Raw genomic sequence first — 22,646 nt, 5'->3', positions numbered from 1 at the left:
CTGAATATTGCCCAATGAAAAAAAAACAAATCAAGCCGGGCCCGCATCTGGGACTTCTTACCCTGGGGCAGTCTCCCAGGAGGGATGTCATTCCGTCATTTGAGGGGATCCTTGGTAAAAGGCTGACTCTTATAGAGGCCGGGGCCCTTGACGGGCTCGGGAATGAACAGATAAACGCCCTATTGCCGGGCCCCCTTGAAACCGGAATCCAGACGCGGCTTGCCGGCGGGTCTGAGATCTTCCTGTCCAAAGAGCGGCTTCTTCCGTATCTTATTGAAAAGGCGGTTTTTCTTGGGAACCGCTGCCGGTATGTCGTCCTCTTGTGTTCCGGTGATTTTCCCGCCCTGAGGTCTGCCTGCTCCGGTCTTCTGGAACCGGTGATCATACTCCGGGGGATCATAAAGACCCTGGCCGGGCAGAAAACCCTGGGGGTCATCGGACCTGCCTCAGACCTGAAAAGTGCGCCGGAACAATGGCAGCCCTATGCCGGAAAAGTGGTCTGTGCCGCCGCATCACCTTACGCCCCTGTGGAACAGGCGGCCATTGCTTCAAAAAGCGCCGTGAATCAAGGCGCCCAGGTCCTTTTGCTGGATGATATGGGATTTAACCAAGAACATCGGGCCCAGGCCCGGAAAGCGGTGGATGTCCCGGTAATCTGTGCAACAACCGTGACGGCAAGGGTATTAACCGAATTAATTTAACCAAGTGACGATAAAACCATGAGCTTTGATCTGAACGTTATCCACTCCGACACCTTGGCCCGGATTCATGACAAGGGCAGACCCAGATCGGGGAAATCCCAGGGAGAACTTGATCTCATTGAGGACGGGGCCGTTGCCATACGCGGGGGGAGAATCGTCTGTGTTGGTCCCACATCCGTGGTTTTAAAGGAGGCCGGCAGCGATGTCCCCACCCTTGATGTGAAAGGGTGTTCGGTGCTGCCGGGCCTGGTTGAATCCCATTGTCATCCTGTATTTGCAGGAAACCGACATTGGGAATATGTCCGAAGGCTTCAAGGGGATTCAGGCAGAGATATCCGGCGTCAGGGCGGCGGCATCTGGTCAACGGTTGTCAATACCCGGGCGGCAAAAGACGCGCAGCTGATCAACAATACGATCCATGCCTTCAATTCGATCCTGGCCGGCGGTACCGCCACCCTGGAGGCAAAATCCGGATATGGCCTGTCAACGGACCAGGAGCTGCGCCTCCTGAGGATCCTGGAGACGGCATCCAAAAAAACCGACCTGGATATTGTCTTTACATTTCTCGGCGCACACATCGCCCCACAGGACGGGCCGACTCCAGGGGAATATACTGCCATGGTCAGGGATGAGATGCTGCCCAGGGTAATGGAACAGGGCATTGCCCAGTTCCATGATATCACCTGTGAAATCGGTGATTTTACAGCAGACCTTGCCGCAGACCTTTTAAAAAAGAGCATGCAGACGGGCATGCCGGCAAGGGTGCACGCAGATGCATCCAGCCATTCCCATGGATGGCGCACTGCAGTTGAGGGAGGGGCCGTTGCTGCCGATCATTTAACCTATACCCCGGATTCGGAAATCCGGGATATGGGTGCGGCGGAAACCATAGCCGTTTTACTGCCCATCGCAGAACAATTCTACCTGGACAACCAAAAGGCCAACGGCAGATTGTTCGTTGAAACCGATGTGCCCGTAGCCATAGCCACCGATTACTGCTCATCGTTTCAGGCCACTTCATTGGTTTTGACCATTGCCCTGGCATGTTCCTGGTTCGGCTTTACCCCGGCAGAGGCGATCGTGGGAGCCACCCTCAACGCCGCCTATGTCCTCGGCCGGGGAAACGACCGGGGCTCCCTGGATATTGGAAAACGGGGGGATCTGACGATTTTAAATTGTTCCCACCCCAATGAAATCGGCACCCGGATCGGATCTCCCCTGGTGCACCATGTGATTTCATGCGGACGGATTATCCTTTAGTGTAAGGAAACCTTTTTTCTAAGGGTTTAAAATAAAATTCACTATGATAAGGTTATTGGACGGCAATATGGATGTAAAGGAAAAGAGAGGCATCTGGTGGAACTGGAAGGGATAAAAATTGAACGTTCAACAACGGTGGACAGGGTTGTTGAAGCACTGAAAAGGGCGTTGTTCGACGGAAAAATCAGCCCCGGCGAACAATTAAAGGAAATGGATTTATCCCGGGTTTTTTCAGTTTCCAGGAGCACGGTCCGGGAGGCATTGCGGGTTCTGACCTCGGACGGGCTGGTCGTCTACGCTCCGAACAAAGGGGTTATGGCCCGGAAATTGACCAAAGAGGAAGTGGAAGATATTTTCCTGACCCGGAACGTATTGGAAACCGCTGCAGTAAAGGCCGCCGCCCAATGTCCGCCCGAATCCCTTGATCTGCTGCGGAAAGCCATGGATGAATATGCCGTAACGGCCCTTACCGGGGATACACTCAGATCGGCGGATGCCCATGTTGAATTTCATTCCGTCATGGTCGGACTCATCGGCAGCAACCGCCTCATGGAAACCGAACGCTCCCTGATGAGGGATCTGCAGCTCGTCATCGCCTCCATAGACCAGAATCGAAATGATCTGGACCGCGAGGTTGAAAAGCACGAAAACCTCACCCAACTCCTGCTGAACCGGAAAACAGCCGATGCCATTCAATGGGTTGACAAGGATCTTGCCCTTGCCAAGGGCTTTGCCGTAAAGCAGGTAAGCCTTCCGTAAAAACATCACTGCCCTCCGGGAGTTGACCTCTCTATAAAATATTTTAGCCTGGAAAAATCAAACCTTTAAATCAAAAATTTGAGAATGAATTTCATGGCCGGGAAAAAAGGAAAGATGATGTCAGACCAGGGCTACATGGATTTGTCTTCCAACAACTTTAGCAAATTTTTCAAGTGTAGATAAACGAATATCCTTGGCATGATTTTCCATCCTTGAAATAACAGATTTTGTTGTGTTTAATTCCTTGGCAATTTGCTCTTGAGTCATTCCGGCATCAATTCGGGCCTGTTTTAAAAGAATGCCAAGTTTAAATGTCTCAAATTTTTCTTCATAGGTTTTCCAGAACTCAGGGTCTTTGGCCATTCTTTTATTTTTATATTGTTGAAGATCGCTCATCTTTGCCTCCTTTGCAAAAAATACTCATTTTTTCTCTTTTCAGCTTTTTTAATTTCTTTTTTAGGCGTTTTCTGGGATTTTTTCGTGAAAGCATGAGTCAATATAACGAGTTCATTGCCATCAAAAAACCAAGCAATCTAAAAATATTATTTCCATGCTGAACTCTTGCTTCCCATATGTTATCCGTGGCCTCCAGTTTTTTAAAAAATTTGCGAGGTACCATATTAAGCTGTTCGATCAAATCAAGAACTAAAAAAATCTTTTCAACCTGTTTTTGAGAAAGCGAATCAAGATAGTCCTCAATAGGGCACTTTCCATTATTCAAACGATAGAAAATTATTTTTCTCATGCACCAAAGTTAGTATATATGCGAACATACGGCAAGGTGAAATTGTTCTTCAAAACAAAAATCACAGTCATTCTCCTGGGTTGTCCTGTCGCCTGATTTCCACCCGGATTATTCAGGTGAAGATGGAATTGAGAATTATTCAAGAATCATTCACTTTTAAATTTGACTTGAGTTAAGCAAGATGTTTCACGATCTCGACGAATCATGGTGGGTTTTTCACTGAATCGGCTTTACTGATTTTTCAAATCCTGGTAAAGGTTCGGTTTTGATTCATTATAAATTCCGGATTTGGTTTCAGTTGCCGTAGAAGGATAGAGATGATGAAGTTTGCACAAAGAACCGCCTCCTTAAAACCCGAGGGGGCTTATAAAGTCCTGGAGAGAGCCCGTGACCTGGAAGCACAAGGCAAAGACATTATCCACCTTGAGATAGGCCAGCCCGGATTTAATACGTTTTCACATATTTCACAGGCCGGGATACAAGCGATCCGGGACGGCCACACCCGGTACAACCCGCCTTCGGGGATTCAGGAACTGCGCCGGGCAATTGCCGAAGATGCCGGCTTCAGAAGGGGAATGAGGATTCTGCCTGAACAGGTGGTGATCGGACCGGGCGCCAAACCCGGATTGTTTTTCCCCACCCTTGCCGTTGTGGACCCCGGGGATGAGGTCCTGTATCCGGATCCGGGATTTCCCACATATCCAGCCATGATCCAGGCAGCCGGCGGGGTCCCTGTACCGATTCCCCTGGATGAAAAAAACGGGTTTTCCTTTGACATAGATGCTTTTAATGCACGGGTTTCCGGCAAAACAAAGATGATTATCCTCAATTCACCGGCCAATCCCACAGGAGGTGTAATGCCTCTTAAAGATCTTAAGTCTGTTGCCGAGACCGCAGAGCGCTGCGACTGCTGGGTGATGTCCGATGAAATCTATTCCCGCCTCATCTTTGATCGAAATACACCGATCAGTATTGCGGCCTTAAAGGGAATGGAAAAGCGCACCATCATCGTGGACGGATTTTCAAAAACATATGCCATGACCGGATGGCGGCTTGGATACATGATCGCCCCTGAACCCCTGGCCCGCCGTCTGGACCTTTTGATGACACATGCCGTGGGCTGCACAGCCTCATTTACCCAGGTGGCCGGGATTGAAGCGATCAATGGAAATCAGGTCCAGGTGGAGGAAGCATTGAAAGAGTATCGAATGAAAAGGGATTTGATGGTTCAAGGGTTAAATACCATCCCCGGGATTTCCTGCCAGTCCCCCGGGGGAGCTTTTTATGCATTCCCCAATATACGCAAAACAGGTTTCACATCCACTGATCTTGCAATGAAACTGCTCGACAGGGCAGGGGTGGCGTGTCTGTCAGGAACGGATTTTGGTGAAAATGGCGAAGGGTACCTTAGGATGTGTTATGCGTGCTCTTCGCAGGATATCACCATGGCAATAGAGCGGATTTCAGATTGGGTGAAAAGACAAAACTAGGGCCTCTTGCCATAAATTCGAGCATTTGTTGCTTTAAAGAGTTTAACCGCTGTCCGTGAATTAAAATGATCACCATGCCCATATGTTTCCTGCTCCTTAAAGGGAATGATTGAGCTTTAATTCCATTGGAATAAAACGAATGCCATTAACTGTTTTTAATGCTTTTTCACCTTCGAACCCGAATTTTTGATATGCGGTATATGCATTTGGTGAAGAATTAACAGTTATTTTTTGAACAGTCGGGTTTCTTTGCCTAACTACTTTTACAGCCTCACAAAGCAATCTCTTGGCAATACCCTTTTTTTGAAATGATCTTTCAACAAAAAACAAGGCGATATGACTATTATCTCGCATTTCAATAACACCGATAATTTTATTTTTGAATACTGCAACAATGATTGGATTTCCGGATTGAAATCGCTCAGATATTGATGAATTATTAACGAATTTTTTGAATTCCAAAACACCGTCATTGGAAAAATGCGGGGCAACAAATTCAGAAAAGACATTTAAAATCAAATTCACAACATCATTTTCTTCTCCCTGTTTCATAAGACGGAGAGAAATATTAGAATTTAAATTATCCATGTAATCTCTGATTTTTCAGCAATATAGTGCGGTTCTGTATATCTGTTTTCCTTTTTTTATAGAGTGACATCAGCGACAAAGTCAAGGTATCAATCATCCAAGCGAATAATACCGTAATTTTAATATTATCAGAATTCAACACCATGCAGAAATTCCCACCGGCATTCGCAGCAAAACATGACCGGGTGTTGATCCGAGGTGATATTCGGCTGTGTCATGTTTTGAATAATTTTAAATATAGTGGAGACTGACAGGGATAGTCTTGGGTGCTCAATTGCCTAAAAAATGAAATTTTGCTTGCAGGTAGTCCACGCTTGAAAAAAAGTATCTGGAAAAAATCAAAAAACGTGGTTTAATCTCGACTTTTTAAATTTATTATTTGTTGTTAATTAACAATAAATAATAATAATTGACAACAAATAACAGAATCCTTATATTGATATTGAACTCAAATAAGGAGATATATTCCATGGCCGAATGGCTCAACGCAGATGAAGCAGCAAATTATCTTGGAATTAGTTCAAGCAGCTTATATTCAATGGCGCAGCAAGGACGAGTCCCAGGGCACAAGCTCGGGAAAATGTGGCGTTTCAACAAATCTGACCTTGATGCATGGGTCAGGGCCAACAGGCCTATCAACGAATTTTTCATGTCAGCAGAATCATTTATCGAGGGAAATGATCTGTTGCGTGATCCTCAGAAAGAGGGGCATGCTGCAGCTCTTGATTTTTTTGAATCAGACGGCGGTAAAGCAATCATGCAGTTGCCGGTTGGATGTGGAAAATCCGGGCTAATATCGTTGCTCCCGTTTGGCATATCCGAAGGCCGTGTCCTTGTGATCGCTCCGAATGTCACAATCCGCAATGAGCTACAGAAGGCCCTGGACATCACCAATAAAAGGACTTGTTTTTGGCACAAATGCAAGGTTCTTGCGCCGGAGGTCATGTCCGCTGGCCCTTACATTGCGGTACTTGATGGCAAGGATGCAAACGTCCACGACTGCGATCGATCCCACATCGTTGTCACCAACATCCAGCAGCTCGCAAGCAGCGCAGATCGGTGGCTTCCACAATTCCCAGACGATTATTTTGACATGATCCTGGTGGATGAAGGTCATCACAGCGCGGCCCCGAGTTGGATGAAGGTATTTGATAAGTTCCCGAAAGCGAAGGTCGTAAACCTAACCGCCACACCATTTCGGAGCGACAAAAAGAACATCGAGGGCACTTTCATTTACCGTTACTCTTTCAAAAGAGCTATGATCAAGGGGTACATCAAGAAGCTGCAGGCTATCTACGTTGCCCCTGAGGAATTGTATTTCACTTGGGAAGGCGATGACTATCATCACACGCTCGAAGAGGTCATGGAACTCAAAGAAGAAACATGGTTCAGCCGAGGCGTTGCCATGTCGCCTGAATGCAACTATCACATCGTTGACGCCAGCCTCGACAAGCTCGAAAAACTCCGTCAATCAGGGACAAACCATCAGTTAATTGCGGTCGCAATGTCGGTCAATCATGCAAAGGCCATTCGCTCTTTGTATTCTGAAAGAGGTTACGAAGCCGCTGAGATCTACAGTGACATGCCACCTGATAAGCAGGCAGAAGTCATGCAGAAGCTCAGATCCGGCATGCTTGATTGTCTGGTGCAGGTCCAGATGCTCGGGGAAGGTTTCGATCATCCGCATCTCAGCGTCGCGGCAATCTTTCGTCCATTCCGGTCGTTGCCGCCATATGTTCAGTTCATCGGCAGGACAATGAGGGTTGTCGTACAGAATGATCCCAGGCACCCAGACAATTACGGATACGTCGTTACCCATATTGGAATGAATCTCGATCAGCAGCTCGAAGATTTCAGGGACATGGAGCGTGAGGACAGGGATTATTTCGAAGAACTCATCTCTGGGGAAGAGCCGGAGCCTCCAGCTGAAGCAACCGAGGGTCGTGCCAGAATGAAGCTGCGTAACGACATGGTTGTCGACAAGGAGATTGTATCGGAATTTTTCGAGGAGGATTTTCTCGACACTGACGACGCTGCTCTTCTGGATGAACTGAAGGCTCACGCGGAATCTCTCGGGTTTGATGCTGCCGATATTCTCAAAGCAATTAAATCGAAAAAGAAGTCTAAGCGTAGGGTAACAGAAGCATCAGCTCCATTCCCCGTGCTGCCTCAGAAGCAACGCCAGGAGGCCCGGAAACGCCTCAATGAGGAGGTGAATAGAACAGCAAAACTTCTGCTCAACAGATGTGATCTGCAGATTAATGGTAGAGATATCGCATTCAAATTGTACCCTGGTGTTACTGGAAATAATTTTGTTGCAGCAGTCCAGCTCGTGAACAAGAAACTCAAGAAAAGGTTAGAGGTAGAAGGCGTATCAGGCAAGCGTGAGAAAATGAAGACTGAGAATTTTATCAGGGCACAGGAGCTTCTGGAGGACGTGCTCAATTCATTAACAAGGCTATTTAAAAAGAGGATGGCTGACGATGGCTAAAAGAGGCAGAACTCCATCTTTGATTGGTGGAGGTGCGGGTGGATGCAAGTTCGCGATCGCTTTGAAAAAGCGGACGTGCAAGAGGTGTGGTGGTGCAATTCCTGGAGGCACTGATTGCGTTGAAGTAAGCATACCAGGAACCTTAGGTCATAAGTGTTATTGCACCGAGTGTTTCAATGAAGTTCTTGCGCAGACGCAGCAGGATCTTAACAAGCTTGTTGAACAGGTTTCAGCGATATAATCTAAAAATCCAGGTTTAGACCAGGAGGCCTGAAGGTGTCTGATCGTGAACTCGGCAAAAAGATGATCGAGGAAGGGGATCTGCTTTCTTTTCTTGAAGCCTACAGAGAGAACATTGAGGAACACCTCTCCTATAATCACGGAAGATGTGAGCGACCTGATTTCATTTGCTATCGTCCCGACGGCACGCCTGTAGGTGTTGAATTGGTCCGGGTAATGAGAAATCCAGTGCTTGCGCAGGCTCAGTACATTCTCGAACGGATTGATTTTATGGATAGCGAAAGTGCCGTTGAGATGCTCTATCAAATGATCGAGAAAAAGGAAAAGAAGCGCCTTGAGCCTGACTGGGCCTTGCCGGATAACACAATACTCGTGATTCAATTTGTAGATTGCCCTGTCACGAACCTCTATCAGTTGGATGAAAGCCTCAAGGACGATTTCCGATCATACGGATTCGACGAAATTTGGATTGCTGATTATAACGGACTGGAGGCCTACGGTGACATAGAACTGTTCTGCCTCTATCCTCCTGAATGGTGGGGGTTCTATGAGCGAAAGAGCCCCGGGAGAAAGCCCTATGGATAAATAGGTACAACAACGGAGGTGGTTTTGATTGTATGTGGGATAGAGCTGTCTTCATCGACAGCAATATGTGTTATTCTCGACGGGACATCAGATGATTTTGAGGTTGTCGATGCCGGTGCCTCGAAGTTCGAGCTTGATGACTCTGACTCAGCTAAGAGCGTGGTCGCATTCCATAAATCATTCAATGAGTTCGTGAGCGGGCAGGAGATCGACAGGATAGCGATCAAAAAACGCAGCGCCAAAGCCAAAGGGAAATATGCCAGTGGCCCGATCACGTTCAAACTTGAAGGCCTGATACAGCTTTGTGAAAATGTAGAGGTCCGACTGGTATCCCCGAACACGATTGCCGCAAAGCTCAGAAAAAAAAAATTACCTGAGCCCGAGGTTAAGCTGTTCAAGTATCAAATCCCTGCCTACGAGACGGCATTTGCGGCACTGTCATTAAAATAAAGTCAGAAAGAAAACTTTAAAAGACTGCTTTGCTATAACAAGATTCGGAAAAGGGGTCGAGGGCATAACACCATTTTGATACCCCCTATGCCTTCTAAGGGTAGGGGAATTATAGCACCGTAGAATGTTTAATAGGACTGAAGAGTTTGGTTAGCCCCTTGTTGTTCGTAGGCGGTTGGCATCTCATCCCAAATTTGTCCATCAAGTAATCTGCCAGCTTTCTTTTTATTTACTCCACCCCACTGTTTAAAAAAGAAGGGAACGCTCTTATTAATGCATTGCTCTTTAATATCCATAACCCACTCCTTTTGCATCTTGCGGGCTCCAGGGCCTGACTCACCTCCGACAATCACCCAATCAATCCCATTAAGATCAATATCGGGTATTGGTCCCAACAATGGTTCGAAAGATAAAAATTTTACTGCTGCTGACGTAGATCTCAAATTATCAATTCGGTAGGTGTAATTCGAATTTTCGACACTAACTCCCATCCATATATTGGGGGGCCAAGTTAGTCTGTCCGCAATTTTATTCAGCATTGTTGATCTTTTGGTGAGGACTTGAAAATAGTGCTGATCAGACCTCACCATTATATCGAACACTTTTATTATGAATTCAAGAGGAACATCCTCATGAAAAAGATCACTCATAGAATTAACAAAAATCATTCTGGGTTTTTTCCACCTTAGCGGCACTTCAAGCTGGTTCTCATGAAGCGTAAGTTGGAAGCTATTTTTGTAGTTCGGATTACCCATAGCTTTTAGTCTTACTGCTAACCTTTCAGCATAGCAGTTGGCACATCCTGGACTTACTTTTGAACATCCTGTAAGCGGATTCCATGTGGACTCGGTCCATTCGATTTTAGAGCTTTCTGACATGTTGAACCTTAATCATAAGAATTGTTCATACCTTTTTTCGTACATATCAGACTGGGGTGGTTTAAAAAAGGTTTTTGAAATTTAGGTCCAAGAGCATTTGGGGTTCCCGCTTTATGAGATCATCTTTGTTAATGAGCGAGTGGGGCCGTTTGAGATTGCCGTTTTTGGTGAAAATCCTTAGCTCACCATTGGCGTATAGCTCACCTATAGCTTTATTAAGCATTTCTGAAGTTGATGGTGTAAAATTACACTGAGCCGACACAAAATGTTCAAAGAGAATCCCACCCTTTGGAATTTCCGGTGGGATCTCCGCCAGAAGTGTTTTATGATTTAATTTTTCATCTATATCGGTGAAAAGAAAATCTTGTTGTTGATCGAAACCATCTACCCCTGAATTGTAGCCAAGCATCCATAACCCTGCTTTTCCTTCGTGGGAAAAATGGTTCTTTAATTTCCAATGAAGTTTTTGCATCTCATTTCTCGCGGTTGGATGCATGGATAAATGTATTAACCAATATGACTTATGGCTATCATTGGATTTTATAAAAAAATTCGTTAAGTACCTTGCACCACTTTTGCTTATTATATTTTGATACAAGTGTTTTTGGATAACACTTTTCCATTTTTTCTGTTTTTTTATATCGTCCAATTGATCAAGATCAAATGTCAGCCCAGCTTTCTTAAGAACCTGATGACACTGTGGTGTGTTGGATAAGTAATCAATCAAGTAGTCAACATAAAACGTTAAAATTACCTCAGCTTTATTAAACGTTAAGAATATTTTCTGGATGGAAGAAAGAGGGACATCAGAGTATCCGTACTGATCAAGAAAAAAGATGCATCTATTTGCGGTGCCTTTCCTTTTTTTGATATGTTTTATGATATTATTGATGTGTAACTCGAACACTCCATTATAGAAATAAATGCTTCTGTTGAATTGATTATGATAGCCTTTTTTTTCAAGTAAATTTTTCAGGAAGTTGATACATTGTGCTTGTTTATCAAGAAAAATAAAATGTGCATCTAACTTGAAACCTTTATGTTTAGATATGTTTAATTCTGCCTCAGCTTCTCTGGATGCCTCCAAAAAAATCAACGGAGAACCATGGCAGACATTCCCATCCGGCTTTTGATAGATTCCGCCTCCAGAAAAACCATCTATAAATGTGATTTTCATTTTCTCACTTCGAGGGTTAGCCCCAACAACTAATATATATTGCTTTAGATATTCTCTGAGAACATTATGTTTTTTAATGCTGTGGACGTCAATTACGGGAATATTATCTTCGCTCCAGGAGTATTTATCTCCCATCTGAATTCCTCTTGAAAATAAGATATTCTAAAACTTCATTGAACGAATCACAAGATAGATAATCTTAAAACAGTCTTGACGAGAATAGTAAAGATTTCAATAGAATGCAATATTATAAATATTTTTCTGAGATACAAAACTACTTATATTATCTTAGCTCCAGAATTTATGGGGAGCCGGTTCTGATTTGTCACAGTATTTTTGAGATCATCACTGAGGACTATATTAAAATCGAAACCCTTGAGATGATGATTTCGGAGGCACAGACTATTATTAATAGCCTATGACCATCCTAAGCCCCTAAAAAGTAAAAACGGGTACTCTATCCTATTCAAAACTGTAAGAGATGATCGTAGATCTGAGTGCCCCAACTGAAAAATAAGAGCATGCGCTAATTCGGGAGATATGATACTTAATTCAAACAGGTAAAATGCTGACGGGCAAGCCGCATATTTCAATTTTTACAATTCAACGTTCGGGATCCGCCCAGGATTAATTTGCGGCCGGTTTTTGATCAATCAATTTAGCCCGATGGGTACGATGGCGTTGAAAATGTTGGCAGTTGTTCTGTCACCGGTGAATCATAACGGTTCTCAAAAGTATGTTACTTTATTTTCACCTTACATTTGGACTGAGCCCGGACTCAGGGAGGAGCAAAGGGTTTCGCGGATTGGATTCCTTCGGGCGGCAGGAAGCCGCTGGAGAAGGGATCCCTCCCCGGAGAAAATCATGGATGATTTTCGAGAATGAGCGCAAAATCTTTGCTCCTCCCGGCATGAATCGAAATCTTATTTTGAGAACAGCGATAAAAAAGGCAAGCTGATATGAAAACTCCTTCTGTTTTGTTGTTCGATTTGGATGGAACCCTGATTGATTCCCTGCCTGATCTGGCCCTGGCATTGAATCTGCTGCGTGCTGAACTGGATGTTCCGGCCCTGTCCCAGGAGCAGGCAGGCGCAATGGTCGGAGACGGAGTCTCCCTTCTGGTGCAAAGAGCCCTGGGAGATGATCTGTTTAAGCCGGAACATGTCCTGCGCTTTCTGGAACTTTACGACCTTCATCTGTTGGACAATACCCGCTGTTATGAGGGTATTAAAGACCTGCTGCAAAGTCATCCTGCCCGGCGTATGGGCGTTGTCACCAATAAACCCCATGGGCAGACCATTGAAATTCTTTCCGGATTGGGGCTGCAGGGGCACTTCGGTGTTATTATCGGCGGTGACAGCCTGGAGAGGAAAAAACCAGATCCTCTGCCGGTTCAAAAAGCCCTTGAAACCCTGGGTGCCGATGCCCGACAGGCCGTGATGATCGGCGATCATCATACGGATATCAAGGCCGGCCGGGCCGCCGGGACAGCGACCTGTTTCTGCACCTATGGTTTTGGCAGCAACGGCGGTCTGGCTTCAAATTTTCAAGCCCATGCGGCAGGCGATCTTCTGGACCTGTTTCCCGGGGCGTAACAATAATTGCCCATTGTAACAAACGCTACTGAATGTTTGCCCCCCGGGTCATATAGTGAGTACAACCCCGACGGTCATATGGACGGGAAAAAGCTAATTTTTAAAAAGGAGATTTTATCATGAAAGTGCTGGTAACCTTTTTCAGTCAGAGCGGAAACACAAAAAAGATTGCCAAAGCGATCTATGAGCAAGCATCCGAATCTGAGGAAGCGGAACTGAAAAAACTGGAAGATGTCAGCCCCGGGGATACAGCGGGATACGACTTTATCTTTATCGGCTCCCCCCTGCATTCCGGCAGTCTGGCGGCACCGGTAAAAGAATGTTTAAATCAAATCCAGTCCGGGCCGGGGCAAAAAATGGCCGGTTTTATCACCCATTTCGCCCCGGCCTATCCGGAACAGGACATGGATCGATTTGCAGAACCCATAAAAACAGTATGCAGGGAAAAAGAGATCGAGTATCTCGGCTGTTTTGACTGCCAGGGTTTTCTGACGGAATCCCTGCATGAAATGGTACAAAAGAAAATGAATCTGACAGATGAGCAGTGGGCCGACATGGTCAAGCAGATGACCGGCCGCCCCAATGAAGAGGACGAGGGTAACGCCAGGGCGTTTGCAAAAAAGATCCTGGCATAGGTTTGGGCCCTTCACGGATCGTGAAGGGCTGAACCAAATATTTCACAAAGTGTTGTTGCTTAAGCAGCATTTTATACCATGCGTAAAATGTCATGAACCGGGGCAGAAGAGCGGAAAGGATTTTCATTCAAAAAAACAAAGATCGAAAGGGACGGCTTCAGCCTTCAGCCTGTCCACCTAAAACCATCCTCCAGAAGAACAAGGATTGAAACCGGCACAATTCAAAGGACACCTTACTCAATTAAAGTCAAATATATCCTATTCAAAACCATGAGGAGTGGCGATAGAAGTGTCCGCCTTTATGGCTTTGAAAAAGGGTAGCTGAAATCAAAGCAGGGCGTCCGTTTTGACGGCCATGGAAAAATCATTTTTATGGAGCCCTTTAATTTTGTGGGTTGTCCAGACAACCTCCACCCGGCCCCAGTCCAGGACAAGGCTAGGATGGTGATATTCGGCTTCGGCCAGTTCCCCCACCTGGTTGACAAAGGCCAGGGCCTTTTTGAAATTTTTAAAACGAAACACACGCTTTAAGGCCTGACTTCCACCGATATCAACTATATCCCAATCGGGAACCTGGGGCTTATAGGCTTCTATTTCATCCTTTGTTGCAACAGGGCTGCCTTTTTCGCAGGGAACACATTTATGGGTGATCAAATTATTCATAAAAACCTCCGTTGGATCAGATTTCGTTTGTGCGAATAATATAATCACCCCTTCTGTACTGTCATCCTGCCACAAAAAATTTGATTTTATTCAATGAATGGGTCGGACTATTGAAACCCAGACTTGTGCCTCCTCAACATTGCTCACCTCATTTGTCTTGAAACCTCGAGCGAAAAATAGAACCCTGCAAGTACTTGTTTAAACTTTGGAATGGTGATATGGGTTGAACGGAAACAGAAAGTGATTTTACAGGAATTTGCCCGGGTTATGCTGGATGCAGAGTGACGGTATCGGCCTGGGGCATCCGCCTTTGTCGGGTTGGATTTTATGCCGGCTCTTGACTCTCTTCGGATTTATCCCTTTTTTCTCTCCTGAACTCTAAAATGCTCATCCGGCAGGATTCTATCCCCTGGCACTATTTTAACGAGGTACTTTCATTTAGTTCATTTTTAGTTCTGATTTAGTTGGGAGGAGATATGAAAAAAATATCACTCACTATAAGCCTATAAGGAGGGACTGTTCTATGAAACAATTCACGAGAGTACTGGGTTGGATGATTTCGATATTTGTAATTTTTTATTTTGCGCATCCCTGTTTTGCACAAGAAGGGGCGACCCAAGAGGAATGCGTGGCCAAAGTCGAGGAGGCGGCTCAACTGGTCACAAACATTGGGTTCAAGCCTGCTCTGGAAAAAATTATGGATCAGAACAGCCCTTATAAATGGAAGGATTCCTGTGTTTTTTGCATGGAAGAGGGGATGGGAAAATTGTTGGCGCACCCCATCGCCCCCAGATTCATCGGCTTTCCCATGAAAAATTATAAGGATGCAGACGGGAAACAGCCTTTTGTAAAGGTTCTTGAAGAGATTAATACCCGGAACAAGGGGTGGGTGGAATACTATTATCGGCCCCAGGGAGTGGAGGTACCCAAATTGAAAAAGACCTATTTTCTTAAAATACCCGGAGAAAATGCTATCTTTTGTGCAGGTTACTATGAATAAACCAGACAGCAGGGAGAGACGTGAGTTTCTGAAAAAGAGTCTGTCCGCAGGGGTTGTCGCAGGTGCCTCATGGCTCCGGGGTTCGCCGGACATATTGTTTGCCGGAACTGAGAGGATCAAGGCACCGGATCTTGTGGCTGTGAAAAATGGTGAGCCCGATGCCATGTTCCACCAGGCCATCACCATGATGGGCGGCATGGAAAAATTTGTAAAAAAAGGCCAGACCGTGCTTGTCAAACCCAATATCAGCTTTCCCAGAAAGCCTGAAATCGGTGCCACCACCAATCCGTTGCTGGTTAAATCCATTGTGGAGCACTGTTTTGGGGCGGGGGCGAAAAAGGTCTATGTTTTTGATAATGTGGGGTTCAGCTCATACGGCATCGCAAAAAAATGCTATAAGACCAGCGGCATTGAAGAGGCTGCCAGATCAGCGGGTGCGATTGTGGCGCCCGGCGACAATGAAAGATACTATCAAAAAGTAAATATATCCGGTGCCAGAACCCTGGTTTCAACCAAGGTACATGAACTGGTTCTGGAGGCCGATGTATTTATTAATGTTCCCATATTGAAAAATCATACCTACACCTATCAGACCATTGCCATGAAAAACCTGATGGGCGTTGTCTGGGATAGAATGAAGTATCATGAATTGGATCTGGAACAATCCATTGCCGACTTCTGCCTGTTCAGGACGCCTGACCTGAATGTTGTGGATGCCTACCGGGTTATGAAACGCTTCGGTCCCGGGGGCAGCACGACGGAGCATGTGGCCCTTGAAAAAACTTTGCTGATATCCCAAGATATTGTTGCTGTGGATGCGGCGGCTTCCAAGGTGTACGGTATGGAACCGGATAAGGTCAGATACATCCGGTTGGGACATGAATTAAATATCGGCAATATGAATCTGAATGAGTTGAGCATCCAAAGACATGTAATGGGTGGTTAGAAGCATTGAACCTCAAAAAGATCCGTATTGCGATTTCCTTTGCTGTTTTTATCTTGTTTTTACTGGGATTTCTCGGGGATGAAACGATATCAACCCCATTGTCAGATACCCTGGTCTCTTTTCAATTCATACCGTCCCTGCTGCAGTTTATACACAGCCCCGGCAGTCTGGCAGGACTCTGTTTTTTATTTCTCCTGGTGGCCGGTCTTATCTTCGGCCGGTTCTATTGTTCCTTTCTTTGTCCTTTGGGAATCCTTCAGGATATATGTATCCGGATCTTCCGAAGCCGTGGAAAAAAGCACACCTATCAACGGCCGTATCGCACAGTTTCCTACGGTTTGCTTTTTCTTACAATTATCCTTGCTGTTCTCGGATCGCTTGCCCTGGTCAATCTGCTGGATCCCTACACTCTTTTTGGGAGAATCGCAGTCCATCCGTTCAAAACAATGGTTCTCTGGATCAACAACATGATTGTCATAGTCGCTGAACAATTTGATGTCTATGCCCTGGCAATTAAAAAGCAGCATCATATCCCCCTTTCCATTCTCACAATAGCAATGGGATCCTTTGGCCTGGTTCTGGCGTTTTCAATTATCTCCGGACGGGGATACTGCAATACCATCTGTCCGGTGGGGGCTTTTCTGGGCATGATTTCCCGGTTTTCTTTGTTTAGATTTGTCATTGACAGGGAAAACTGCCGATCCTGTGGATTGTGCGAAGAGGTCTGCAAAGCCGGGTGTATCGATATGGATAAATTGGAGATAGACCACAGCCGTTGTGTGACCTGTTTTAATTGCACGGATGCCTGCCGAAAAAATGCTCTGGATTATAAAGTGCAATTTCCCATCCCATCCCGCCGGTGGACGCCTTCCAGAAGAAATTTTTTAGCTGTCACAGCCGTGGCCGGAGGAACGGTTTTGTCGGCGGCGCTTCCGGTTCGATTATTCTCCCTTGAATCAATGACGCCCGGACAGACCCCGGTTATGCCGCCCGGGGCAAAGAATCTTTCCAATTTTGTTCAACGCTGCACGGCCTGTCATCTTTGCGTGAGCGTTTGCCCCACCAATGTTATGATACCCGCCTATTTTGAATATGGCAGTTGCGGCATCATGCAGCCCAAACTCGACTATCGGCAAGGCCACTGTGATTTCGACTGCAACGCCTGCGGCCAGGTCTGCCCAACCGGGGCCATTGCCCCCCTTTTGTTGAAAGAAAAAAAACTGACCCGGATCGGCACGGTATCCTTAAATAAAACCAGATGTATCGTGCATGTGAAAAAGAAGCATTGCGGCGCCTGTGGTGAAGTCTGTCCCACCCATGCGATTTTCCCAGTGGAAAAGGGGCTTGTCTTATTCCCGGAAATCAACATTGATTTCTGCATCGGCTGCGGTGCCTGTGAGCGCGCTTGCCCCACCCAGCCCAAGGCGATCACAATAAGACCTGAGATTGTTCATTCGAAAGCAAAAAAATATGTGCCGCCTGCCTCTTCCACGAGACAAGTAGAGGAGCACAGCAATGATTTTCCTTTTTAAAAGAGCAAAAGAATCAAAGAGAAAAACAATAATCTATCTTTTAATCTAAGAAACAGCCCATATGGCGGTGCGGGTCCGGATATGATATGATTGCCCGGTACAGATAATATAAGGAACGCAGATGCCAGAGATAACAGACCCGTGGAAATCAGCAGGGGAATCCCCCAAAAAAGGTCAGAAACGATCCTCATCCAGGCAGTCCCATCCCTTTCTGGCCCAGGATCATGAGGCGGTGGTGGGGCAGTTCCAGGAACTGCCCGTGGAGAATCTTTCCGATTACGGGGTCTATTTGAGTTTTGGCCGGGACCGGGTGCTTCTGCCCAATAAATATGTGCCGGAAGGCATAACCGTGGGGGAGAAGATCCGGGTCTTTGTCCACACCGATTCCGAGGACCGGCCCGTGGCCACCACCCTGGAACCGGCCGGTGTGGTGGGGGATATCGTGGCCCTGGAGGTCAAGGATACGGCTCCCTTCGGCATTTTCATGGACTGGGGCCTGGAAAAGGATCTCCTGGTTCCCCGCTCCGAGCAGCAGGGCCGGATGGAGCCGGGGGAGACCCATCTGGTGAAGATCTGTCTGGATAAAGCCACCCAGCGGATCTACGGAACCACCCTGATGAGGGAGTTCTGCTCCGGGGAGGCCAAAGACCTTGCCCCGGGGGAGGCCGTGGATCTGATCATTCACAGCATCACCCCCATCGGCTATACCGCCCTGATCAACCGGATCTGCCCGGGGATGCTCTATAAGAACGAGACCTTTGAAGATCTGTCCGTCGGGGATCAATGCAGGGGATACATCCTTAAGGTCCGGGAGGACAAAAAGGTGGACCTGACCCTGAAACAGCCGGGATATGCCTCGGTGGAGGACTCGGCCCAAAAGATCCTGGAGGTCCTCAGGGCCTGCGGCGGTTTCAGCCCCTGCCATGACAAGAGCCGACCGGAGGAGATCCAGGCCTCATTTTCCATGAGCAAAAAGGAGTTCAAGAGGGCAGTGGGCAGCCTCTACAAGCAGGGCCGCATCACCCTGGACAAGGCCATGGGGATCCGTCTGAAATAAGGGACGGCAAATACATCCCCCTGAGTTTTTGATTTCTTTTTTGATCGGACCGGGGTATGATATTCAACAAAGACAAATCCATTTCGTCAATTCAAAAAATATAAGCAGAGGTGAAAACCATGGTCAGGAAAACTGCTTTTATCGGTCTTATGGGATTTTTTTTTATTGCGGGTTGTTTCGGGCCCAAGGGGAATACCCTCGAAGAAAAAAAAGCGGCTGTGCAGAGGATGAGAAGAGACACGTTAAATGAATTGTATCGAATTCATCCCGTCTCCAGGCAGGAATTGAAAAAATCCAAAGGATATGCCGTATTCAGCAATACAGGGTTTAATCTATTCTTGTTATCCACCGGAAGCGGGTGGGGAATCGCCCATAATAATGCAACCGGTAAAGATGTTTATATGAAAATGTATTCGGCCGGCGTCGGCCTGGGGCTCGGGGTGAAAGATTTCCGGGGAATATTTATCTTTACGACCCATGAGGCCCTCAATGAGTTTGTCGAAAAGGGCTGGCAGGCCGGCGGACAGGCCGATGCCGTTGCCAAATCCGGGGCAAAAGGCGGGGGTGCCGGGTCTGCCATTGATATCGCGCCGGGCATCCGGTTATACCAGATCACCAAAAACGGTCTGGCTCTCCAGGCAACCGTCCAGGGGACAAAATACTGGAAAGATAAAGAGATGAATCATGAATAGGATTGTTATAATGAATTTTAAAAAGATATGGGTTTTAATGGCAATGGGGTGTTTCCTTTTTTCGCCGCAATTCACAGCAGCGGCAGGCGATTTTAGCTGGATGGAAAACTTTAATATCCGTGCTGACGCAGATCCATCGGGATTCAGGGCAAGACTTGCGAATAGATTTAAAATCGGCGATGAAAAGATAGATGCGGTTTTGAGTGTGGCCAAAAGTGCGGCAGATGCCTATATGGTTTTGCGTTGCGGGGAGATATCAGGCAAATCCTCCGAAAATGCCATTGAAAAGTATAAATCCCAAAAAAACAAAGGCTGGGGAAGTTATGGCCGCAGTCTGGGGATTAAACCGGGCTCAAAAGAATTTCAGGATCTGAAATCAGGGGATGATCTATACGCCGGTAAAGGAAAAGCCCGGGACAAGAATAAGGGAAAAACCAAAACCAAAGGCAAAGGGAAAGGCAAAAAATAAAACATAAATTCCAATAAGGAATCGAATAAAAGAAGCAGGACAGTCCCTGCTTTTTTTATTGGGAAAAGCGTCAATGGCAAAAGGAGGATCTTCAAAATCGTTAAAACGGGAATCGTTCAGTATGAATCCGACCTTTTGGGATTCCTGAGTTCAGGGATTTTTACAATTTGATTTTTCCCAATATAACAGCGCAGGATTGTGAGAGATTTGTTTTTAAATCGGTCAGATTTCCTGATGGTTTTTCCCGGTTGCCCTTATTCAGAATATGGGATAATAAACGACAGGCGGGCCGGGTTTTTCCGGATGAATGGCCAGCGGCCTGCCAGGAGATCCACAGGATATTTTAAATTGAGGAAAATAGAGATGCCGCATATCATCGTTAAGCTCTATCCGGGACGGTCGGAATCCGAAAAGCAGGAGCTGACCCGGAAAATCGTGGAAAATGTCATTGAAGTCACAGGATGCAAGGAAAGATCCGTATCCCTGGCCATCCAGGAGATTGAACCCGGGGACTGGACCCAGAAGGTATATGAACCCGATATCATGAACGGGCAGGCCACCCTCTACAAGGAACCCGGATACGATCCTTTTGCCTCACAAGAGGAAGATAAAAAAGAAGAGAAGAAAAGTTTGATGGACCATGTCAGAGCGGCGGCAAGGATTGCGGAAAAAGAGGATACTTCCGGATTTTTTAATCCCATGTCATGGCTGGATCTTCAATTGGAAGATCATCCGGAAAGTTTTGACGCCTTTTTTGAATCTCCCTGGAAGGAACTTTCCGATAAAGAGAGGCAGAAAAGAGCCGTTGAAATCCGGAGGGTCCTGTAAAACCTTCAAAATATAGTCCTTTGGCAAACCGGCTTGTAAAGAGGACCTTAATCCTTTACACCGCAGGTCTGGTCTGATACTGGATGAAGTATGGTCCTGGAGAGGGTGGATATCCATGAAACCCGGGACCGGTCATGCGATAAGATCTTTGGAATCGGATAACTCCTGTTCAGGGAAATGATCTCTTAGAAAGGAAAAAAGAACATGAAAAAATCAATGGTATGGTTGGCAGCCCCTTTATTTTGTCTGGTGTTTCTGGTTTCCGGCGTTCAGGCCAATGTTTTGAATTTTACCGATTACCGGATCCATAACCTGGATTCCGAATCCGGGAGAGGGATGCACCGGGGTATTAAAAATCACAGGGGGAGGCACAAATCAAAGAAAAAAAACCGGGGGAAAAGGATCTGCATCGTCAAGCTGATGGGCAAAACCAATCATTTCGGCCTGGACATTTCCCAGAATCCCCCTGAGTACATTGATTACCATGCAACGGTTCCCGGCGTCAGGGTCTGGATTTCCGAATATCCCTTTACCCGGAATCTGGACATCCAGACGGATGAAACCGGCTGGTGGACAATGTATATCATCAAATACAAAGACATGGATCTTGAGTTTTCCTTTATCTATGAAAAAGAAGGCTGGGTAACGACCAAAACCAATGTCATCACCGTGACAGACGAAGACAATCTTGATCTGGCCATTCAGTATATCGATCCCCAGTATTACTATTATGTAATGAAGCCTGCCGTTGAAGACATGATGAAAGCCCTGGGGTATCCTGATTTTGTATTTGAGAACGCCCTGGTGGTGACCGTGGGCAAATCATGGGCCTCCATGCATGACGACCGTCTTCCCCACGGGGATCCGGGGGCCATTGCCGTTTTAACCCCGGAACTCCAGGGGGGCATCGGGCCCATTTATTTTAATGAGGCGGTTCAGCCGGATCCCTCCTATGATGCGACATCCGTGGATGGCGGCGTGACATGGCTCAATCTTCCCCTGGATCAGACCTGCGAGGTAACCGCTGAAAAACCCGGGGTTGAATATGAAAGCGTAAGATTTAACCTGGAAGAGTCTGATGTGGAAAACGGAGTTGAACTCTATATCTCCTCCACACCCGATTCGGTCCAGGGGGATAATGATTCCCCGCCCGGGGAATACTAAAGGAAGCTGTCTCTACTCCGCTTCTCAAAAAGTCTTCCTTTAGAAAATCAAAGGCATGCTCCTGGATCATGCCGGAGATCCCCGGATGGGAGGGGGATCGGAAATCTAGTGAAATTTTAAGGGGAAATATGGTATGTCAGGGGGCAGGATCAGATTCTCGGTTCAGCCGGGGAATCCTTGGGAGAGCTGTCAGAACCGGCGGGAAGCCGGAGTTTTAATAAAAGAAGAACCGGATTGACCATGTTTATCATATCGGAACGACTGAGCATACCGGACAAGGAGATCCGGATAGAGGCGGTCCGGGCTGCCGGGCCCGGGGGGCAGAACGTGAACAAGGTGTCCACGGCCGTACACCTGCGGTTCGACATCAGGGGCTCCAGCCTGCCCGAAAAGGTCAAGGAAGGGCTCCTGGCCATGAGGGATCATAGGATATCCGGGGAGGGCACGGTTGTGATCAAGGCCCGCCGCTTCCGCAGTCTGGAAAAGAACAGGGAAGACGCCCTGGAGCGCCTCAGAACCCTGATTGTAAAATCAGGAAGCAAAAAAAAGAAAAGAAAGCCCACCCGCCCCAGCCGGGCGGCAAAAAAGAAGCGGATGGATTCCAAGACAAAACACAGCCGGGTCAAAAAACTTCGGGGCAGGGTGGATCGAGAGCAATGAACAATTGATAATGAAGAATTAACAATTGAGGATGCTTCGCG

23 protein-coding genes and 1 pseudogene are annotated in these 22,646 nt (G+C 46.6%); 18 read left to right on the top strand and 6 right to left on the bottom strand.

From position 1 onward, the window contains the following. Window positions 1–14: 14 nt before the first annotated feature. From F608_RS0101575 to F608_RS0101565, 3 genes are all read left to right on the top strand, one after another. Window positions 15–701, top strand: coding sequence for an AroM family protein (locus tag F608_RS0101575; RefSeq protein ID WP_022663853.1), 687 nt, complete (start codon window positions 15–17; stop codon window positions 699–701). 18 nt (window positions 702–719) lie between these two features. Further along, window positions 720–1,961: an imidazolonepropionase gene (gene hutI, locus F608_RS0101570; RefSeq protein WP_022663852.1), complete on the top strand. Its 1,242-nt coding sequence runs from the start codon at window positions 720–722 to the stop codon at window positions 1,959–1,961. A 96-nt stretch (window positions 1,962–2,057) separates the two neighbouring features. After that, window positions 2,058–2,720, top strand: coding sequence for a GntR family transcriptional regulator (locus F608_RS0101565; protein ID WP_022663850.1), 663 nt, complete (start codon window positions 2,058–2,060; stop codon window positions 2,718–2,720). Window positions 2,721–2,840: 120 nt separating this feature from the next. On the opposite strand, the gene F608_RS0101560 is transcribed toward F608_RS0101565, so the two are convergent. After that, complete coding sequence (locus F608_RS0101560) at window positions 2,841–3,116, bottom strand: helix-turn-helix domain-containing protein (protein WP_022663849.1); 276 nt, start codon at window positions 3,114–3,116, stop codon at window positions 2,841–2,843. Further along, a pseudogene (locus F608_RS34080) lies at window positions 3,113–3,465 on the bottom strand (type II toxin-antitoxin system RelE/ParE family toxin). Before F608_RS34080 ends, F608_RS0101560 begins: the two are co-directional and overlap by 4 nt. Window positions 3,466–3,785: 320 nt before the next feature. Here F608_RS34080 and F608_RS0101550 point away from each other — a divergent pair. After that, complete coding sequence (locus F608_RS0101550) at window positions 3,786–4,955, top strand: pyridoxal phosphate-dependent aminotransferase (RefSeq protein WP_022663848.1); 1,170 nt, start codon at window positions 3,786–3,788, stop codon at window positions 4,953–4,955. A gap of 96 nt (window positions 4,956–5,051) precedes the next feature. On the opposite strand, the gene F608_RS0101545 is transcribed toward F608_RS0101550, so the two are convergent. Beyond that, window positions 5,052–5,543, bottom strand: a complete 492-nt coding sequence (locus F608_RS0101545; RefSeq protein ID WP_027362361.1) for a GNAT family N-acetyltransferase — start codon at window positions 5,541–5,543, stop codon at window positions 5,052–5,054. 469 nt (window positions 5,544–6,012) lie between these two features. Here F608_RS0101545 and F608_RS0101535 point away from each other — a divergent pair, with 469 nt between their 5' ends. The 3 genes from F608_RS0101535 (at window position 6,013) to F608_RS0101520 (ending at window position 9,309) form a co-directional block, all read left to right on the top strand. After that, entirely contained in the window at window positions 6,013–8,034 is a 2,022-nt protein-coding gene (locus tag F608_RS0101535; RefSeq protein ID WP_022663846.1) for a DEAD/DEAH box helicase family protein, read from the top strand. A gap of 276 nt (window positions 8,035–8,310) precedes the next feature. After that, the gene (locus tag F608_RS0101525) at window positions 8,311–8,859 is read left to right on the top strand and encodes a hypothetical protein (RefSeq protein ID WP_022663844.1); all 549 of its coding nucleotides are present in this window, start codon (window positions 8,311–8,313) and stop codon (window positions 8,857–8,859) included. Between the two features lie 24 nt (window positions 8,860–8,883). Continuing rightward, window positions 8,884–9,309 (top strand): DUF3010 family protein, encoded by a 426-nt coding sequence (locus F608_RS0101520; protein ID WP_022663843.1) that lies wholly within the window; start codon window positions 8,884–8,886, stop codon window positions 9,307–9,309. A 128-nt stretch (window positions 9,310–9,437) separates the two neighbouring features. Here the strand turns inward: F608_RS0101520 and F608_RS0101515 are convergent, their stop codons facing one another. Both F608_RS0101515 and F608_RS0101510 read right to left on the bottom strand, forming a co-directional pair. Beyond that, window positions 9,438–10,187, bottom strand: coding sequence for a DUF5131 family protein (locus F608_RS0101515; protein ID WP_022663842.1), 750 nt, complete (start codon window positions 10,185–10,187; stop codon window positions 9,438–9,440). 61 nt (window positions 10,188–10,248) lie between these two features. Then, a complete protein-coding gene (locus F608_RS0101510) occupies window positions 10,249–11,499 on the bottom strand; it encodes a three-Cys-motif partner protein TcmP (RefSeq protein ID WP_022663841.1) in 1,251 nt (416 codons plus the stop codon). A gap of 824 nt (window positions 11,500–12,323) precedes the next feature. On the opposite strand from F608_RS0101510, the gene F608_RS30370 reads away from it, so the two are divergent. Then, window positions 12,324–12,959, top strand: coding sequence for an HAD family hydrolase (locus F608_RS30370; RefSeq protein WP_022663838.1), 636 nt, complete (start codon window positions 12,324–12,326; stop codon window positions 12,957–12,959). 119 nt (window positions 12,960–13,078) lie between these two features. Next, window positions 13,079–13,594, top strand: a complete 516-nt coding sequence (locus tag F608_RS0101490; RefSeq protein ID WP_022663837.1) for a flavodoxin family protein — start codon at window positions 13,079–13,081, stop codon at window positions 13,592–13,594. 327 nt (window positions 13,595–13,921) lie between these two features. On the opposite strand, the gene F608_RS0101485 is transcribed toward F608_RS0101490, so the two are convergent. Then, window positions 13,922–14,257 carry a 4a-hydroxytetrahydrobiopterin dehydratase gene (locus F608_RS0101485; RefSeq protein ID WP_022663836.1) on the bottom strand — a complete coding sequence of 112 codons (336 nt, stop codon included), beginning with the start codon at window positions 14,255–14,257 and terminating at the stop codon, window positions 13,922–13,924. A gap of 628 nt (window positions 14,258–14,885) precedes the next feature. Between F608_RS0101485 and F608_RS0101480 the strand changes: the two genes are divergently transcribed. The 9 genes from F608_RS0101480 (at window position 14,886) to arfB (ending at window position 22,605) form a co-directional block, all read left to right on the top strand. After that, window positions 14,886–15,257: a cache domain-containing protein gene (locus tag F608_RS0101480; protein ID WP_161626804.1), complete on the top strand. Its 372-nt coding sequence runs from the start codon at window positions 14,886–14,888 to the stop codon at window positions 15,255–15,257. Then, the gene (locus F608_RS0101475) at window positions 15,250–16,203 is read left to right on the top strand and encodes a DUF362 domain-containing protein (protein ID WP_022663834.1); all 954 of its coding nucleotides are present in this window, start codon (window positions 15,250–15,252) and stop codon (window positions 16,201–16,203) included. Before F608_RS0101480 ends, F608_RS0101475 begins: the two co-directional genes overlap by 8 nt. A gap of 5 nt (window positions 16,204–16,208) precedes the next feature. Beyond that, entirely contained in the window at window positions 16,209–17,735 is a 1,527-nt protein-coding gene (locus F608_RS0101470) for a 4Fe-4S binding protein (RefSeq protein ID WP_022663833.1), read from the top strand. A 121-nt stretch (window positions 17,736–17,856) separates the two neighbouring features. After that, window positions 17,857–18,792 carry a CvfB family protein gene (locus F608_RS0101465; protein ID WP_022663832.1) on the top strand — a complete coding sequence of 312 codons (936 nt, stop codon included), beginning with the start codon at window positions 17,857–17,859 and terminating at the stop codon, window positions 18,790–18,792. Window positions 18,793–19,193: 401 nt separating this feature from the next. After that, window positions 19,194–19,484, top strand: coding sequence for a YSC84-related protein (locus F608_RS36450; protein ID WP_161626803.1), 291 nt, complete (start codon window positions 19,194–19,196; stop codon window positions 19,482–19,484). Window positions 19,485–19,584: 100 nt separating this feature from the next. Continuing rightward, window positions 19,585–19,953: a hypothetical protein gene (locus tag F608_RS0101455; RefSeq protein WP_208599509.1), complete on the top strand. Its 369-nt coding sequence runs from the start codon at window positions 19,585–19,587 to the stop codon at window positions 19,951–19,953. Between the two features lie 363 nt (window positions 19,954–20,316). Further along, window positions 20,317–20,781: a tautomerase family protein gene (locus F608_RS0101450; RefSeq protein WP_027362358.1), complete on the top strand. Its 465-nt coding sequence runs from the start codon at window positions 20,317–20,319 to the stop codon at window positions 20,779–20,781. 204 nt (window positions 20,782–20,985) lie between these two features. Next, complete coding sequence (locus F608_RS0101445) at window positions 20,986–21,945, top strand: type 2 periplasmic-binding domain-containing protein (RefSeq protein ID WP_022663828.1); 960 nt, start codon at window positions 20,986–20,988, stop codon at window positions 21,943–21,945. A 240-nt stretch (window positions 21,946–22,185) separates the two neighbouring features. Beyond that, window positions 22,186–22,605 (top strand): alternative ribosome rescue aminoacyl-tRNA hydrolase ArfB, encoded by a 420-nt coding sequence (gene arfB, locus F608_RS0101440; protein WP_027362357.1) that lies wholly within the window; start codon window positions 22,186–22,188, stop codon window positions 22,603–22,605. Window positions 22,606–22,646 lie beyond the last annotated feature (41 nt).

Origin of the sequence: Desulfospira joergensenii DSM 10085 (assembly GCF_000420085.1) — a bacterium.
Taxonomy (GTDB): domain Bacteria; phylum Desulfobacterota; class Desulfobacteria; order Desulfobacterales; family Desulfobacteraceae; genus Desulfospira; species Desulfospira joergensenii.
Note: the sequence above shows the minus strand (reverse complement) of the source record. Positions and strands in the feature narration are given on the sequence as shown.